The sequence below is a fragment of the Lamprocystis purpurea DSM 4197 genome (assembly GCF_000379525.1).
Lineage (GTDB): Bacteria > Pseudomonadota > Gammaproteobacteria > Chromatiales > Chromatiaceae > Thiodictyon > Thiodictyon purpureum.
This window is the reverse complement of sequence record NZ_KB902491.1, coordinates 1-15,657: the sequence shown is the minus strand read 5'-3', so window position 1 is coordinate 15,657 and position 15,657 is coordinate 1. Positions and strand designations below refer to the sequence as shown.

Sequence of the window (15,657 nt, the reverse complement as noted above, 5' to 3'; positions counted from 1 at the left end):
TTGAAACCTAAGGAGCACACTATGCAAATCAACCTGACGGGTCACCACATCGACGTGACTGAAGCACTCAAAGGCTACGTCGATAACAAGTTCGAGCGACTCGCTCGCCACTTCGACCACGTCATCAACGCTCACGTGATTCTGAGCGTGGAAAAGCTGGCCCAGAAGGCCGAGGCGACCCTGCATGTCAACGGCGGCAAGCTGTTTGCCGACTCCGTGCATGAGGACATGTATGCCGCGATCGACACTCTGATCGACAAGCTGGACCGTCAAATCCTTCGCCATAAAGAGAAAAAGGCGAACCACCGGCCGGTAGCGGCCACCGGCGCCAAGAGCGGCGAGTCCGAGTAGCGCGCCGCCCGCAGCCACGGGCCGACCGGTACCCCCGACCGAGCAAACACCTTGAACGGTCTCGTTCAAGGTGTTTTCATTGAGACAGGAGCGGATCCGAGCTACTGTGAGGCTCCCGCACCGTCCGGATGGCCTAGAGGAAACAATCGACATGACCCCCAATGACCAGCCCGGTGCAAACTTGCGCACCACCCCCTCGACACCGCCTCGCACCACGCGCGGGGGACGCTGACCCATGTTCCGGCCCGACTTCATCACCGAGCAGCGGCTTGGCTGTCGCCTCGTCATTGCGAGCAAGAAGCGCCTGCTCGAAACCCTGGCAAGCCTCCTGGCCGCCGACCATCCGCGGCTGGACGCGGACCTGGTCTTCGACTGCCTCCTGGAGCGTGAGCGACTCGGCAGTACCGGCCTCGGCCACGGCATTGCGCTGCCGCACGCCCGCGTCAAAGAGGTGACGCAATCCATCGGGGCCTTCGTCTCGCTCAGCCAGGGGGTGGACTACGATGCCATCGACGGCGAGCCGGTCGATCTGGCCTTCGCTTTACTCGTGCCCGAGGCGGCCACCGACGAGCACTTGCAACTGCTGGCCCAACTGGCGGGCCACTTCAACGACCCCCAGGTCCGCAAGCGATTGCGCGAGGCCGACTCGCCGAGCGCCATCCTCCACGTGTTCAGCGGCCACTAGCCCAGCACGGACACCGACCCATGGCCGACAGTCTCCAGTCACTGATCCGACTCACCTGGCCGCGCGCCCGGCTGAACTGGCTGACCCCCGAACCAGCGGCACCCCACTCCTTGCGGGGGACTTGTCCGGAAACGGCCAGACAGGCGTTGATCGGATCGTTGAATTGCATCCACCCCAACCGGCTCCAGGTCATCGGCCGCGCGGAATTGGTTTACCTGGCGGGTCTTGGTCCAACCGCGTTCAGGGAGACCGTCGAAAAACTCTTCAGCGAGCGGCCGGCGGCGGTGATCTTTGCCGACGGCATCGAACCCGCGGCCACCTTTTGGGAATGGGCCGAGCGCACCCAAACCCCGCTGGTCGGATCGCCCGTCACCGACGATGACTTGATCAATCAACTGCGCTATTACCTCACCCATGCCCTGGCGGAACGCACCATCGTCCACGGTGTCTTCATCGAGGTGCTGGGCATGGGGGTCCTGCTGGTCGGAGACCCGGCGGTCGGCAAGAGCGAACTGGCACTGGACCTGATCACCCGCGGCCACCGCCTGATCGCTGACGACGCCCCCCAGTTCGCGCGGATCGCCCCGGAGAAGCTGGAGGGCTCCTGCCCCGAGCCGCTGATCGATTTTCTCGAGGTACGGGGCTTGGGCATTCTCAACATCCGCGCCATGTTCGGCGAGGGCGCGGTCGTACGCCGCAAGACGCTCAACCTGATCATCGACCTGAAACCGCTCGACCAGACCCAACTCGACCGCATCGACCGACTCGCCGGGAGTCTGTCCGCCACCAACATCCTGGGCGTGGCCATACCGCGTATCACCATGCCGGTCGCCCCTGGGCGTAATCTTGCGATCATTGTGGAGGCGGCCGTCCGCCATCAGATCCTGCGGATCCGCGGCTACGATGCCGGTGTAGACTTCATTGACCGGCAGACGCGCGCGATCAGCAACGATCACCCCGACCCGCCGGGCTCCAGGCCCGGTGCGGCGGCAGAACCCGCGGCCGCCGACGGCAAACCCGACGGACACGCGTGTTCGGGCACCTGACATCATCCCGCAACCCATCGACCCACGGACCTCGCCATGAGACTCGTCATCGTCAGCGGATTGTCCGGCTCCGGCAAGAGTGTGGCGTTGCGCACGCTCGAGGACCTGGGATTCTATTGCATCGACAACCTGCCGCTGTTCCTGCTCAAGGACCTCGCGCTGGGCCTGAAAGATGCCGGTAGTGAGGCGTTCAAAGACACGGCCGTCGGCGTCGACGCCCGCAGCAACCCAGGCGAACTCAAGAACCTGCCAGGTCTGATCGAGTCCGCCCAGGAGCGCGGCGTGGCCTGCCAGGTGGTCTTCCTCGACGCGCACACCGATACCCTGATCCGCCGCTTCAGCGAAACCCGCCGCCGCCACCCCTTGACCCGGCCCGACCGTCCGCTGGCGGAAGCCATCAAGCTCGAGCGGCAACTGCTCGAACCGATTCGCCAGGCAGCCGATATCCGCATCGAGACCACGCTGACCAATGTTCACGAATTACGCGACCTGATCCGCGTGCGGCTCGCCGGCGAGGTTTCGCCCAAAGCGTCGATCCTGCTGCAATCCTTCGGCTTCAAACACGGCATACCGCACGACGTGGACTTTCTGTTCGACGTGCGGTGCCTGCCCAACCCCCATTGGCAGACCGAGCTCAAACCCCTCACCGGACGCGACCGGCCGGTCGTGGAGTTCCTGGAGGCCAGCCCGGCGGTCATCGAGATGCGCGCGGACATCGCGGCGTTTTTCGACCGCTGGATTCCGCGGTTCGAAACCGATGGGCGCTTCTATCTCACCATCGCCATCGGCTGCACCGGCGGCCAACACCGCTCGGTCTATCTCGTGGAGACCCTCTGCGAGCACTTCGAGCGCGGCGGACACAAGGTCATGGTGCGACACCGGGAGCTGCCGTGACTGTCGGTCTCCTGTTGATCACCCATCAGCCGCTGGGCTGCGACCTGCTGCGCGTGGCCACCGCGATTTTCGGTACCCGCCCCGCGCGCGCCGAGGCGCTCGAGGTGGAAAACGACGCCCCCGGCGAACAGATTTTGGCACAGGCGCAGGCGCTCGCGCAGCGGCTCGACGAGGGCGACGGCCTGCTCGTGCTGACCGATCTGTATGGCGCAACCCCGGCCAACCTGGCGCTCGCCCTGCGTGATCGCCACCCGCGTACACGCGTGGTCGCCGGAGTCAATCTGCCCATGCTGCTGCGCGCCCTGACCTATGCGGGTCTGGACCTGGATACCGTGGTCGAGAAGGCCCTGGCGGGCGGTCGCGACGGCGTCTGCCGGTGCCCGCGCGACGGGCTGGAGGGTGCTGCCGGTGGTGCGTAAAGAACTGGAAATCATTAACAAACTTGGGCTGCACGCGCGTGCGGCGGCAAAGTTGGTCAACTGCGCCGCCGGCTTCGCCAGCTTCATCGAAGTGGAACGGCGCGGCCAGCGTGTCAACTGTAAGAGCATCATGGGCATCATGATGCTCGCCGCCAGTCGCGGTTCATGGATCACCGTCGACGCCACCGGCGAGGACGAAGAGGCTGCTATCGCGGCGATCGAGGCGCTCATCCGCAACCGTTTCGGGGAAGGCGAGTGACCATCGCATTCCAGGGCATCGGGGTGGCCGCGAGCCAGTCGGTCGCGATCGGGCCGGCCTTTGTCACCGGACATGGCATCCACACCGCGACCCAGACCCTGATCGACGCCGATCAGGTCGGCGACGAACTCGACCGGCTCAACACGGCCGTCGCGCAGGCGCGCCGGGCGCTCAAGGCGGTACGCAGTCAGATCCCGCCCTCCACGCCGCGCAATATCGCCGAGTTCATCGACACCCACTTGTTGATGCTCGATGACGTGGCCCTGATCGACGAGGTCCGCAAGATCATCCGCGACCAGCTCTTCAGCGCCGACTGGGCGCTCCAGTTGCAGCGCGACACCCTGGTGAGCGTCTTCGACGCGATGGATGACCCCTACCTGCGCAACCGCCGCGACGACGTGGAGCACGTGGTCGATCAGATCATGTCCTTCCTGCATGGGGCGCCAACCCAACTGGAAGCGACCGGGCGCGACCTGGAAGGCTGTGTGGTGGTCGCGCGCGACCTGATGCCGGCCGACGCCATCACCCTGCGCAATCGGGGTGCGGCGGCCTTCGTCACCGAATTTGGCGGCCCGGTGTCCCACACCGCCATCCTGGCGCGCAGCCTCTCGGTCCCGGCCGTGGTGGGGGTGCACAACATCACGCGCTATATCCGCTCCGGCGAGCCCCTGGTGGTCGATGGGGATACGGGGACCGTCCTGGCGAACGCCGACGCCCAGAGCCTGGCCTATTATCGCCAGCGACTGGGGGCGATCGAAGCACGGCGCCGCCATCTGCGCACCCTGGTGGATCGGCCTGCCATCACCCGCGACGGCGTGACCATCAACCTGCTCGCCAACCTGGATCTGCCGGAGGATGCCCAGGCCGCACGCTTCAATGGCGCCGTCGGCGTCGGACTCTATCGCACTGAATTCCTGTACATGAACCGGAATGACTTGCCGGATGAAGCCGAACACCTGGCGACCTACCTGACCATCGTGCACGCGCTGGATGGACTGCCCCTGACCATCCGCACCCTCGACCTGGGCGTCGACAAACGCAGTGAAGCCTTGGGCGACCCCGGAGCAAGCTGCTGCAACCCGGCCCTGGGGCTGCGCGGCATCCGCCTCTGCCTCAAGGAGCCGATGCTGTTCCGTCCGCAATTGCGGGCCATCCTGCGCGCCGGCGCACTGGGACCGGTGCGGGCGATGCTGCCGATGGTCACCAACCTGCAGGAGGTCGCGTCCGTCCTTGCCATCATCGCCGAACTCAAAGAAGAACTGACCCACGAGGGACTCGCCTTCGATCCGGCCCTCCAGGTCGGCGCCATGGTCGAGGTCCCCGCCGCCGCCCTCGCCGCCCGCGCCCTGGCCAAACGCGTGGACTTCCTGTCCATCGGAACCAACGACCTGATCCAATACACGCTCGCCATCGACCGCCTGGACGACAGCGTCAATTACCTGTTCGATCCCATCCACCCGGCCATCCTGCGTCTGGTGCGAATGACCATCGAAGCCGGCCGTGCACTCGCCACGCCGGTCGCCATGTGCGGCGAGATGGCCGGCGACCCGCGTTTCACCCGCCTGCTGCTCGGGCTGGGCTTACGGCGCTTCAGCATGCAGCCGGGCGCTCTCCTCGGCATCAAAGAAATTATCCTGGACGCCGACACCCGCGAACTGGAACGGCGCGCCACCGCCCTCTTCGCCGGGCTCGATGAAGCCGAGCCCGCGCAACTGCTCGATGCGCTGAATGCGGCCTAGCCGCTCCCAAGGCCCCGCCATCGCGTTGCGCCTGTTGGACCTGTTGGTTGGCTTGCTGATAGCAATGCCCGCGGTATGAATGCCGTTTCGAAATTGCCGACGCATTTCGAAAGCTTACTGAACGGAGGACGCCGTTAGCCCCACGAGGTCAAGCGGCTGCGTATTGCATAGCTCGTCGATGGAGTGCGGGGTAGCATTGAGACGTTCGAAAGGCGGTTCCCAGGCCGTTTCTCGGTCGATCCAGCTTGGCAACGGCATGACCATGGGCAGATGGCCATTCGGGCGAAACCATGAGTCGACACTCCAGGGAAGGCCACTTTTCGTATCGAAACGGATGACGCCTGAGCGTCATCAACAAACATCTGTGACGGGGCGGCACCAACCATACCGGTATGGCCGACTGATAGAGCGAAGAAGCCGATCACAACGGGCCGGAAAAACATTACAGTCACTGCCATGGTGCCGGAAGTTTGTGCCAACAAGAAGGACCTTGGTCATGGTTCCGGCCAGCCGAGGCACCGGCCGGCTGGAGTCCAGGCGTTGGCAGCAAGTACTGCCAAGACCGGGAAGCAATCAGTTGCGATCCGGTTTCGGCTCATACGTCGGGGCTGCGGCGTATGGCGCCGGCTCGTGCTTCGATGCAGTGCTGCACGCCGCGAGCAACAGCACCAAGATCATGGCGCTGAGAAGGGCGATTGTCGATGTGGTTTTCATTTGTCGTTACCTATTCAGAATTGGTTTTGGAAAGGCTGTGTTCGCGTTAGGTGTTGATCGGTCACACGACACTCGGAACCGCCTGTTCTTGCGAGACCGGCAGCGTGACGTATGCAAAGCAACTCAATGACTTAAAACACCTGAACACCTATCGCCCACACGGCCGTTGGAATTCACGCTACCGAAACGACAGCGGCGCTGTCGATGCTTGACGAGCAGCATCACCCGCACAGAGCCGTCTGTCTGTACGCTAGCCGACATCTCCTCTCGATGCGTGGCTGTCAGCATCACCTATACGGAGCTGCTTATCCGTTCGGTGGCACACATTGGCCTGGATCGCCTGTGGCATGCCTTGTATTGTTAATCGGCATCAGGCGAAGCGCCGGTTGAGGGGGTCGCGGGGCTGTCCGCCCCGGCAAGCCCCCGAAACGCGGCCGGACAGTTTCACAACCCGAGGATGCAGTCATGGATCACTTCAATGATCCGGCACGAATTTCAGCACGTTTCCGTTGATGCAGTAACGTTTGCCGGTGGGCGGTGGGCCGTCATCGAAGACATGGCCTAAGTGAATGCCGGAGCTGGCGCTCCTGACCTCGACGCGGCGCATGCCGTGGGCATTGTCGGTATGCTCGGTGAGCGCCCCGGGCAGCGGGTTGAAGAAGCTCGGCCAGCCGGTGCCGCTGTCGAACTTGGTGTCGCTGCGGAACAGCGCCGCGCCGGTGATCGGATCGACGAAGGTGCCGGGACGCTTCTCGTCGAGGTGCGAACCGGAGCCGGGCCGCTCGGTGCCTTGTTCGAAGGCGATCTGCTGCTGCTCGGGCGTGAGCAACTGGAAACCGAGCCATTTCCAGAAGCGCGGCTGATCGCCTTGCCAGCCGGTAAAGCGCGAGACCTCACGGCCGTTCTCGAACAACACGATGGTCGGCGTGGCGAACAGCGCCTTTTCCAGTTTCCAGCCCGCCGGCGGCTCGACACTCAGGGTGCGGGCGATGCCCACCTCCGACCGCCAGCCGTCAAGGACCTCGGCCTTGAACTGCTTGCAGTAGGCGCAGTCCTCGGCCTCGAAGACGATCAACTGGCGTTTCGCGTTGAGGGCCTTGGGGTCGAGGGGCTTGGCCGGCGCGGACGCCGTGGCCGACTGCACTGAGCCTGGGTATTTCACGCCGGTGCCGCCGAGGCCGCAGTAGCCATCCGGGTTCTTCTTCAGGTAGTCCTGGTGGTAGTCCTCGGCACTGAAATAGACCTTCAGCGGCGCGATCTCGGAGGTGATGGCACCGCGACCGGCGTCCTTGAGCGCCGCCTGGTAGGTGTCGCGGGTCCGCTGCGCGACCGCCAGTTGGGCGTCATCGTTGGTGTAGATGGCGCTGCGGTAATTGCTGCCGACATCGTTCCCCTGGCGGTCGCCTTGGGTGGGATCGTGGCTCTCCCAGAAGCGCGCGAGCACCTGCTCCAGACCGACCGTCTTCGGGTCGAAGGTCACCTTGATCACCTCGGCATGGTTGCGACCGCCGGCCTTGCCCGCCTTGAGGCGTCGTTCATGGGCGAGCACGGCCTCGTAGGTGCCGGGCACGTCCCCATTGGCGTAGCCGCTCTCGACGTCGAGCACGCCGGGCAGCTCCGCCATCCGTTTCTCTGCGCCCCAGAAGCACCCCATGCCGAGGACGATGGTTTCCGCGTTCGCCAGTGATGACATGAGAAAAAGCCCCGCTGCGATTATCGATTTGATCATGAAATAGAAAGCTCTGCGTTGGTGGATGGATGAGTCGGTCCCGACGTTTGCGCGCACGCTCGCGGGTTGTGGCAGCACTTGAACGAAGGCTCAAGGACCTTGGACGCCTCGGCAAGCGAACCGTACTGCAAGCCAGTGATGGCCTTCGGACGTGATAACGGGATGTCGGGGCGGGTTTCAAACCCGCCCCTACACGAAGGTTCGTCTGGATATCCGGTGCGAACGCTATAGCAGGCGTCGTGCCATCGCAAGAAAGGACGTTAAGCCAATGAAAGAAAATCGTAAAATGAAAAATTCAGCCGGCGTGCCGCGCGCACCAGGCCACGGATAGCGGTGGTCCCGCGACATATCGCGGGGTACCATGGCCGGCACTGGCCGGGTTCGGATCGCAGGCCCGGATGCGACCGCGGGGGCGCAGGGGCGCACCCTGCTCCTGCTGTCGACCGGTCGGCAACGATTGTCGGCGGGTACGGGTAACGGATCGGGCCGCGCACCCCCGGCCGAACTCGGGGGGCCTCGCCCTTACATCCCTATGGCGGTTAGAGGCAGCAGATGCAAGAGACGCGCGAGCACGGTGTCGACCGGGTCCTACAGGAGATCGTCGCGGGAACGGCCGCGGTCATCGGCGACGACTTCTTTGCCGCGCTGGTTCGCCATCTCGCGCGCGCGCTCGGTGTGCGCTGGTCCTTCGTCTCCGAGTTCACGCCGGGCCGGGATCGGGTCCGCACCCTCGCCTTCTGCGCCGACGGCGAGCTGCTGGAGAACGAGGAATACGCGCTCGACGGCACGCCCTGTCAAGAGGTCCTGGCCGGCGAGACCCGCCTGTACACCCATGATGTTGCCAAGCTGTTTCCGCGCGAGCCGGACCTGGCGGAGATGGGCGCGGAGGGCTATCTGGCCATGCCCTTGACGAATCTTCAGGGCGAGGTCATCGGCCACCTCGCGATCATCGACGACAAGCCCTTCTTCGGCGAGCCGCGCGAACTGTCGGTCTTCGAGGTCTTCGCCTCGCGGGTGGCGGCGGAGCTGGAGCGCCGCACCGCGCAGCTCGCCCTGCGCCGCAGCGAGGCCCGGGTGCGCGGGATACTGAACGGCGCGACGGACGCGATCATCACCATCGACGGCGAACGGCGGGTCACGATGTTCAATCGCAGCGCCGAGCAGGCCTTCGGCTGTTCGGCGACCTGGGCCCAGGGGCAGCCCTTCGACCGCTTCCTCTCCAAGCGCTTCCGCCACCTGTTGGACAAGTATCTCAGCGGGCCCCCGGGGGCGCGCGATGCCCAGGCACGTAAGGTGTGGGCTCCCGAGGGCATCAGCGCCAAACGGGCGGACGGCAGCGAGTTTCCGGCGGAGCTCACCATCTCGGAGGCGCAGCTCGAGGGCGAGTGCCTGGTCACCGTGATCCTGCGCGATCTCAACGAGCGTCAGGCGGCGGCGGGTCAGCTCCGGCAGCTCATGCTGGAAATGGATAGCCTGAAGGAGGAACTGCGCCAACAGTATGGGAAGGTCGAGGTGGTGAGCGCGTCGCCGAAGATGCACGACCTCCTGGCCCAAGTCGAGCGCGTGGCGGCAACCGACGCGACGGTGCTGCTGACCGGCGAGACCGGGGTCGGCAAAGAGCTGATCGCGCGCACCCTGCACGACCGGAGCCGGCGCCGCGAGCGGACCCTGGTCAAGCTCAACTGCGCGGCGCTGCCCGCGGAGCTGATCGAGAGCGAGCTCTTCGGCCACGAGAAGGGCGCCTTCAGCGGTGCCGCGGCACGGCGGATCGGGCGCTTCGAGCTGGCCGACGGCGGCAGCCTGTTCCTGGACGAGGTCGGGGAGTTGACCCTCTCGGCCCAGGCCAAGCTACTGCGCGTGCTCCAGGACCAGGAGTTCGAGCGCGTGGGCGGAACCCAGCCGATCCGCACCGATGCGCGGGTGATCGCCGCGACCAACCGCAACCTCGCCGCGATGGTCGGGAATGGCACCTTTCGTGAGGACCTGTACTTTCGTCTCAACGTCTTCCCGATCCATATCCCGCCGCTGCGCGAGCGGCCGCAGGACATCCCGGTGCTGGCCCAGCGGTTCTTGAACGAGTCGGCCCGCAAGCTCGGCAAGCCGATCAAAGGCATCGACCCCAAATCCCTCGCCCGGCTTCAGGCCTACGGCTGGCCGGGCAACGTGCGCGAGCTGCAAAACCTGATCGAGCGTTCGGCCATTCTGGCCGATCATCCGGTCGTGGAGATCGCCGACAGCCTCCTCGGAGCGGCGCGCGCCGAGCCCGCTCGCCATGCGCGCTGCTCCCTCAAGGACGCGGAGCGGGCTCACATCCTCGCGATCCTGAACGAGACGCAGTGGGCCATCGAAGGCCCGGGCGGCGCCGCCGCACTGCTCGGCCTGGCGCCCAGTACTTTGCGCTCGAAGATGATTCGGCTCGGCATCCGCCGGGCCGAGTAGACCCTGGCCCTTGGTCGTGGCTGCAACGGAACAGAAGACTAAAGATGAGTTCGCGTAACAGAGGTACCACCTTGTAGGGGCGACTTCAGTCGCCCCTTCAGCCCCCCGCGGATCTTGCCGCACCCGCACAACAGACCGGAGGTCTGGGTTTCCGCCGAACGCGGCGCCGCCGCCCGCTAAAGCGTCGACCTCCGGTCGCGTCGCCCCGGTCAGCGAAGACATCGTCCGCTAAGCCTTGTTGTTCAGCGCGACGGCGGTTTCGGGGTGATCCGCACCCAGCCGCGACTCGGCGAGAGCGAGTGCCCAGCGGACCAGTGGCTCCAGCAGGGTGTGGCGGGCGGCATCATAGAAGACACGCCAACGCTGCCAGAACCAGCCCAGCGCCGCTTGCGTATCCGCGGTGTCGCGGTGGGCGACGGCCTCACGCAGGGCGGCGGCGTGGGCGGGCGTGATATCCCGCGGTCCCGCGGGCTGGCAGCGGGCATCGAACCAGTCGAAGAGCCAGGCGTCGAGTTCCGTACGAAGCCCCGGCGGCAGGGCCGCGAGGAGGTGCGAGCGCATCAGTCCGTGCAGCCGAAAGCATCCGTCGGCGCCGGGCTCGATGATGGAGAGGTCGCAGAGGTCTTCGAAGGCGGTCAGCGGATAGGGGATGCGGAATCGCGTCAGCAGGGCGGCGAAAACCTCCCGATCGAAGGCGGCGGGACCGGCCAAAACCTTGAGCGCCTCCTGCTCGGCCGGGGTCCGGTGGCGCAGGAAGCGGGCCAGGACCTCGGGATGGGTGGCACCGAAGTCGGCCGGAATCGGGGTCCGCCCGCCGGCGGCCAACAGGTCGAGCCAGGTGTCGATGGCCAAATCCAGGTAGAAGGGGTGGGCGCCCTGGTCGCCGGGGCCGGACGGGTCGCTGCTGCCGGCACCGCGGATGATGGCCCGGCGCACGTGCAGGTCCGGGATGGGAATGCCGGCAAGCAAGCGGTCGGCATCGGCCGCGGCGAGTCCACTGAGCAGGTGCTGGTCGTCCAACCGGCTCGCCCAGTGGTGCGGGAAGCGTTGGTCCCAGGTCAGGCGCTCGCGCCCCAGGATCACGAAGACCACGCCGGGGGCTCCGGCGACCAGGTCGCGGACCCAGGCGTCGGTCTCCAGGGCGGCGAGCCCGGTCTTGTCCGGTGCCGCGCTCCACAATGCCTCGTACGTGTCGATGAAGCACACCGGTGCCGGGGACCGCGGGTGACGGGCGCGGTGGGATTGAAGGTCCAGGCCCAAGAACCCGGGCAGTTGCTCAGCGATCTGGTCGGGCTCCAGATGTTCCAGATCGCGCAGGGCGGCGCAGGCGGCTTCGGCGCCTTCCTCCTTGAGTCGCTGGCGGATGCAGTTGATGACCTTAACGCCCAGACCGAGACCGGCCGGGAGATCCTCGACCAAGTCGAGCCAATCGGGTGCCCCATCGAGCAGGCCGCCGAGCAGGTCACCCAGTGCACGGGTCACGTCCTCGCCGGGATAGGCCCGTGCCCAGAAGCGGGCGATGGCGACATCGAAGGTGTCGCAGCGCAAGGCCCCGGAGTCACGCAGCGACCGCCGCAGGGCCAGCAGGCCGCGGGCCGGCTCACGGCAGGACTCGACGTGGAAATCGAGCACGCCGAAGCGGTGTCCCGGGTCGCCCGCGGTGCCCAGCCGTTGCATCAGGTGTCGGCGTAGCGCCGTCTTGCCCTGGCCGCCGACGCCGTAGAAACCGAGGATGCGGTGTTCGTCCGCCGCCAGCGTAGTGTGCGCACGGTCAAAGGCGGCGATGGGCCGGTCGCGGTTGGTGAAGACGCGGTTGGCCCGCGGGCGGCCGCGAGGCGTGGGACGACCACGCGGCCGCTCGGGGTTCGGCTCCGGGTTCGGCTCCAGGTTCGGCTCGGGCGTGGGCGGCTGGTCGGGCGCTGGTGACATGAGGGTCTCCCGCGAGGGTTGAGGCTCCAGTAAGGACGATGCGCGAGTCTGACGCAGGGGGCGGCGGGCGGCAATCGTGACCCGGCACTCGACGTCCATCCCCAGCCCCATCGCCACGCCGGAGCGTGGCGGCCGCGAAATAGCGTGGGCCTGCCGGCCGCGCATACCGCCCGCGCACGGCACCCGACATCAATCCAACGCTCTGTTTTCCTTAAATCTCTTCAGCTTCGCCAGCAGCAAGATCGATCTGGCACATGTTTTGTATTAACCAATGTGTCAAGCCCGCTTGACCCAGGCGACGGCCCCGGCCGGCGCGATGCGGGGGGCCTTCCCGGCCTTCGCAAATAGAACGACGATTCCTGACCATCCGTTTCAACCTTTTTTATCGGAGACGATCCCATGACCAAGCGTGACCTTCTGCTCGCCGCTACCCTTGCCGCTGTCGCCACCATGGGCGGCAACCTTGCCCAGGCCGCTCAGGACGGCAAGGACAAGTGCTTCGGCGTCGCCAAGGCCGGCGCCAACGACTGTGCCAACGCCACCGGCACCCACTCCTGCGCCGGTCAGAACAAGACCGACAATGACCCCAACGAGTGGAAGTACGTCGCCAAGGGCACCTGCGAAGAGATGGGCGGCAAGCTGACCGCCGCGGCCAAGAAGTAAGGCGGCCCCTGGGGCCGGCGTTGCGCTGCCGCGCACCCTCGGCCCCGGCCCGCACCCGGACCCCGCCATGCGACCTCACCCCCCTACCCTGGACGGCTTCGGCGTCGGCCTGCGGGCCTGCCACTATCGTGATTTCCTGGACCAGCGCCCGGTGGTGGACTGGATCGAAGTGCACACCGAGAACTACTTCGGCGCCGGCGGCTGGGACCTTCATGTGTTGGAGACCCTGCGTCCGGATTATCCGTTGAGTCTGCACGGCGTCGGACTCGGGCTAGGCTCGGCGAGCGACGCGCATTTCGCGGCCCATCTCGACCGGGTCGCCGCGGTGGCACGACGGTTCGCGCCGGCGCGCATCTCCGAACATCTGTGCTGGTCGGCGGTCCCTGGCCGTCACCTCACTGACCTGCTGCCCCTGCCGCTGACGCAGGAGGCGCTGACATTGGTCTGTGCCCGGGTGGACCAGGCCCAGGACCTGCTGGGACAGATCCTGCTGGAGAACGTCTCCACGCATTTGAGATTCGCCGCGGACACCTTAGGCGAGACCGAATTCCTGAACGAGGTGGCACAGCGCACCGGCTGCGGCGTGCTGCTGGACGTAAACAACCTGTACGTCAACGCGTGCAACCACGGCGAGGACGCCCGGGCCGCCATGGCGGCGCTCGACCTCACCGCGGTGGGCGAAATCCACCTGGCCGGGCACCTGGTGACCGAGGACGCGGTGATCGACCACCACGGTGCCCCGGTGGCTGAGGTCGTCTGGGCACTCTATGCCGACTGCGTCGCCCGGTTCGGCGCCCTGCCCACCCTGATCGAGTGGGACACGGACATCCCGGCCCTGCCCGTGCTGCTTGCCGAGGCCCGGAAAGCCCGCGCCGTGGCGGCACGGGTGCTGTCACCGGAACCGGCCCATGGCTGAGCTTAAGCAGCTCCAGGCCCGCTTTGCCGCCGCCCTGCTCGCTCCCGGCGGCGACCCCGGACGACTCTTCCGCGGCGCACCGGACTTGATGGCGCGGCGCTTCGCCTTGTACCGCGGCAACCTCACCGCCAACTGGGAGCGGGCGCTGGCAAACGCCTATCCGGTGATCAAGGCACTGGTGGGCGAGGAGTTTTTTCGGGCACTGGCCCGTGAGTACGGTCGTGCCGTGCCCCTCACCGAAGGGGATCTGAACCGCTTTGGGCAGCTCCTTGCCGGCTTTCTTGAGCACTTCCCGCCGGTCGCCGACTACCCCTATTTGCCCGACATGGCGCGGCTGGAGTGGGGGCTGCACCAAGCACACTACGCGCGGGACACCCCGCACCTGACCCCCCAGACCCTGGCGGCCCTGGGGATCGCAGGACTCGACGGGCTGCGGCTTGCGCTCCACGGGGCCTGCACCCTGGTCGAGTCCCCCTGGGACGTGCTGGGCATCCGGCAGGCCCACGCGCCCTCCGGAGCGCCCTGGCCCGAGGACCTGGCGCAGACCAGCCGAATCCTGGTCTGTCGTCCGCGTTGGCGCGCCGAAGTCATGCCCCTCAGCGCCGGGGAACTGGCGGCCCTGCGGGCGATCGACCGGGGCGAGACCCTTGGTGAGGCGCTGGAGCAGGGCGGTGACGCCGATCCGGATTTCGATCCCGCCCAGGCCGTCCCGCGGTGGCTGGGTGCGGGGGCCTTTGCATCAGTCCCGAATTCGCAACCCAACCGAGAGATTCCCCATGAGCGCGATGCCGCATCCTGATTCCTTGCTGACCCGTGGCTATGCCGCCCTGACCGACTGGGGCGGCGGCCTGTGGGCGCTGACCATCCGGCTCTATGTGGGCTGGCAGTTCTTCAAGGCGGGATTGACCAAGATCAAGGACTGGGAGAGCACCCTGGCACTGTTTCGCGACGAGTACGCGGTGCCCCTGCTCCCGCCGGATCTCGCGGCGGTCGCCGGCACCTTCGGCGAATTGGTCTTCCCGGTGCTGTTGTTCGTCGGCCTGCTGTCCCGGCCCGCCGCACTCGGGCTCTTCGTGGTCAATGCGATGGCGGTCATCAGCTACCCGGCCCTCTTCGGTTTCGAGTGTCCGGCGGCCATCAACGACCACTTCTATTGGGGCGCGCTGCTCTTGGCCATCGTGGCCTTTGGTCCAGGACGGTTCTCCTTGGACGACCTGCTTGGGAATCGCCTGCTCGGCCGGCGCCGCGGGTGATGGACCCATCCGTGTCCTGTCGTGTGACGGCCAGACCGCCGGGCTACGGTCAGATCCTCGCCGGACAGCGGGCGCTCGTGACCGCTGCCGACGCCGGGCTAGGCGCGGGTATCGCCAGGGCCTTGGCCGCGGCCGGGGCGCGGCTGGCGATCAACCATGCGGGCGCCGCCGCGGCGACCGAGCGCCTGGTCGGCGAGATCGCGGCAGCCGGAGGCCAAGCCTTCGGTGTCGAGGCTGACCTGGGCAGCGAGGCCGAGGTCCGCGCGATGTTCGCGCAGGTGAGCGACACCTTCGGCGGCCTCGACATTCTGGTCAATACGGCTGCAATGCGAGACATTTGCGCTGCGGCGTTTTTCGCGGACGCGCCGGAACCCGGGGTCGGCGCCAGGTGGGCTGACGCACAGGCATTTCCTGGCGAGCATCGGCGAAATCGGGTCGCCGGGGCGCCCATTTGAGAATTATTCTCAACAACCCTGTCCCGCGGACAGCCGCGCCCGCAGGCGACGCGCGAGCGGCCTGGCCGGACGTGGCAGTCGGTGAGGGGCTATCCGGTCGCGGGGATGGGCTGAACCAGCGAACGCATTTGTTCGAGGCGACCGGCTTTGACGTGTCCCAGCGCCA

Annotated in this window: 15 protein-coding genes; 13 read left to right on the top strand and 2 right to left on the bottom strand. The window is 66.5% G+C overall.

Annotated elements, in window-relative coordinates:
• The first annotated feature begins 21 nt into the window (after positions 1 to 21).
• From hpf to ptsP, 7 genes are all read left to right on the top strand, one after another.
• Complete coding sequence (gene hpf, locus A39O_RS0111865; RefSeq protein WP_020504874.1) at positions 22 to 351, top strand: ribosome hibernation-promoting factor, HPF/YfiA family; 330 nt, start codon at positions 22 to 24, stop codon at positions 349 to 351.
• Positions 352 to 586: 235 nt separating this feature from the next.
• The gene (ptsN, locus tag A39O_RS0111860) at positions 587 to 1,036 is read left to right on the top strand and encodes a PTS IIA-like nitrogen regulatory protein PtsN (protein ID WP_020504873.1); all 450 of its coding nucleotides are present in this window, start codon (positions 587 to 589) and stop codon (positions 1,034 to 1,036) included.
• A gap of 20 nt (positions 1,037 to 1,056) precedes the next feature.
• Positions 1,057 to 2,082: an HPr(Ser) kinase/phosphatase gene (gene hprK / locus A39O_RS0111855; RefSeq protein WP_020504872.1), complete on the top strand. Its 1,026-nt coding sequence runs from the start codon at positions 1,057 to 1,059 to the stop codon at positions 2,080 to 2,082.
• 36 nt (positions 2,083 to 2,118) lie between these two features.
• Entirely contained in the window at positions 2,119 to 2,976 is an 858-nt protein-coding gene (gene rapZ, locus A39O_RS0111850; protein WP_020504871.1) for an RNase adapter RapZ, read from the top strand.
• The gene (locus A39O_RS0111845) at positions 2,973 to 3,395 is read left to right on the top strand and encodes a PTS sugar transporter subunit IIA (protein WP_020504870.1); all 423 of its coding nucleotides are present in this window, start codon (positions 2,973 to 2,975) and stop codon (positions 3,393 to 3,395) included. Before rapZ ends, A39O_RS0111845 begins: the two co-directional genes overlap by 4 nt.
• On the top strand, positions 3,385 to 3,654 hold the full coding sequence (locus tag A39O_RS0111840) for an HPr family phosphocarrier protein (protein WP_026199343.1): 270 nt from the start codon (positions 3,385 to 3,387) through the stop codon (positions 3,652 to 3,654). The genes A39O_RS0111845 and A39O_RS0111840 overlap by 11 nt, the downstream gene beginning before the upstream one ends.
• On the top strand, positions 3,651 to 5,393 hold the full coding sequence (ptsP, locus tag A39O_RS0111835) for a phosphoenolpyruvate--protein phosphotransferase (protein ID WP_020504868.1): 1,743 nt from the start codon (positions 3,651 to 3,653) through the stop codon (positions 5,391 to 5,393). The genes A39O_RS0111840 and ptsP overlap by 4 nt, the downstream gene beginning before the upstream one ends.
• A 1,189-nt stretch (positions 5,394 to 6,582) precedes the next feature.
• Here the strand turns inward: ptsP and msrA are convergent.
• Entirely contained in the window at positions 6,583 to 7,836 is a 1,254-nt protein-coding gene (msrA, locus tag A39O_RS0111830) for a peptide-methionine (S)-S-oxide reductase MsrA (protein WP_026199342.1), read from the bottom strand.
• Positions 7,837 to 8,388: 552 nt separating this feature from the next.
• Here msrA and A39O_RS0111825 point away from each other — a divergent pair.
• On the top strand, positions 8,389 to 10,275 hold the full coding sequence (locus tag A39O_RS0111825) for a sigma-54-dependent Fis family transcriptional regulator (RefSeq protein ID WP_020504866.1): 1,887 nt from the start codon (positions 8,389 to 8,391) through the stop codon (positions 10,273 to 10,275).
• 228 nt (positions 10,276 to 10,503) lie between these two features.
• On the opposite strand, the gene A39O_RS0111820 is transcribed toward A39O_RS0111825, so the two are convergent.
• Positions 10,504 to 12,204, bottom strand: coding sequence for a hypothetical protein (locus tag A39O_RS0111820; RefSeq protein WP_026199341.1), 1,701 nt, complete (start codon positions 12,202 to 12,204; stop codon positions 10,504 to 10,506).
• 399 nt (positions 12,205 to 12,603) lie between these two features.
• Here A39O_RS0111820 and A39O_RS0111815 point away from each other — a divergent pair, with 399 nt between their 5' ends.
• The 5 genes from A39O_RS0111815 (at position 12,604) to A39O_RS36515 (ending at position 15,491) form a co-directional block, all read left to right on the top strand.
• Positions 12,604 to 12,867, top strand: coding sequence for a BufA1 family periplasmic bufferin-type metallophore (locus A39O_RS0111815; RefSeq protein WP_020504864.1), 264 nt, complete (start codon positions 12,604 to 12,606; stop codon positions 12,865 to 12,867).
• A gap of 67 nt (positions 12,868 to 12,934) precedes the next feature.
• On the top strand, positions 12,935 to 13,783 hold the full coding sequence (gene bufB, locus A39O_RS0111810; RefSeq protein ID WP_020504863.1) for an MNIO family bufferin maturase: 849 nt from the start codon (positions 12,935 to 12,937) through the stop codon (positions 13,781 to 13,783).
• Positions 13,776 to 14,582: an HvfC/BufC N-terminal domain-containing protein gene (locus tag A39O_RS33180; RefSeq protein WP_020504862.1), complete on the top strand. Its 807-nt coding sequence runs from the start codon at positions 13,776 to 13,778 to the stop codon at positions 14,580 to 14,582. The genes bufB and A39O_RS33180 overlap by 8 nt, the downstream gene beginning before the upstream one ends.
• A complete protein-coding gene (locus A39O_RS0111800; protein ID WP_020504861.1) occupies positions 14,560 to 15,036 on the top strand; it encodes a DoxX family protein in 477 nt (158 codons plus the stop codon). The genes A39O_RS33180 and A39O_RS0111800 overlap by 23 nt, the downstream gene beginning before the upstream one ends.
• Positions 15,036 to 15,491, top strand: a complete 456-nt coding sequence (locus tag A39O_RS36515; protein WP_026199340.1) for an SDR family NAD(P)-dependent oxidoreductase — start codon at positions 15,036 to 15,038, stop codon at positions 15,489 to 15,491. Before A39O_RS0111800 ends, A39O_RS36515 begins: the two co-directional genes overlap by 1 nt.
• Positions 15,492 to 15,657: the final 166 nt, after the last annotated feature.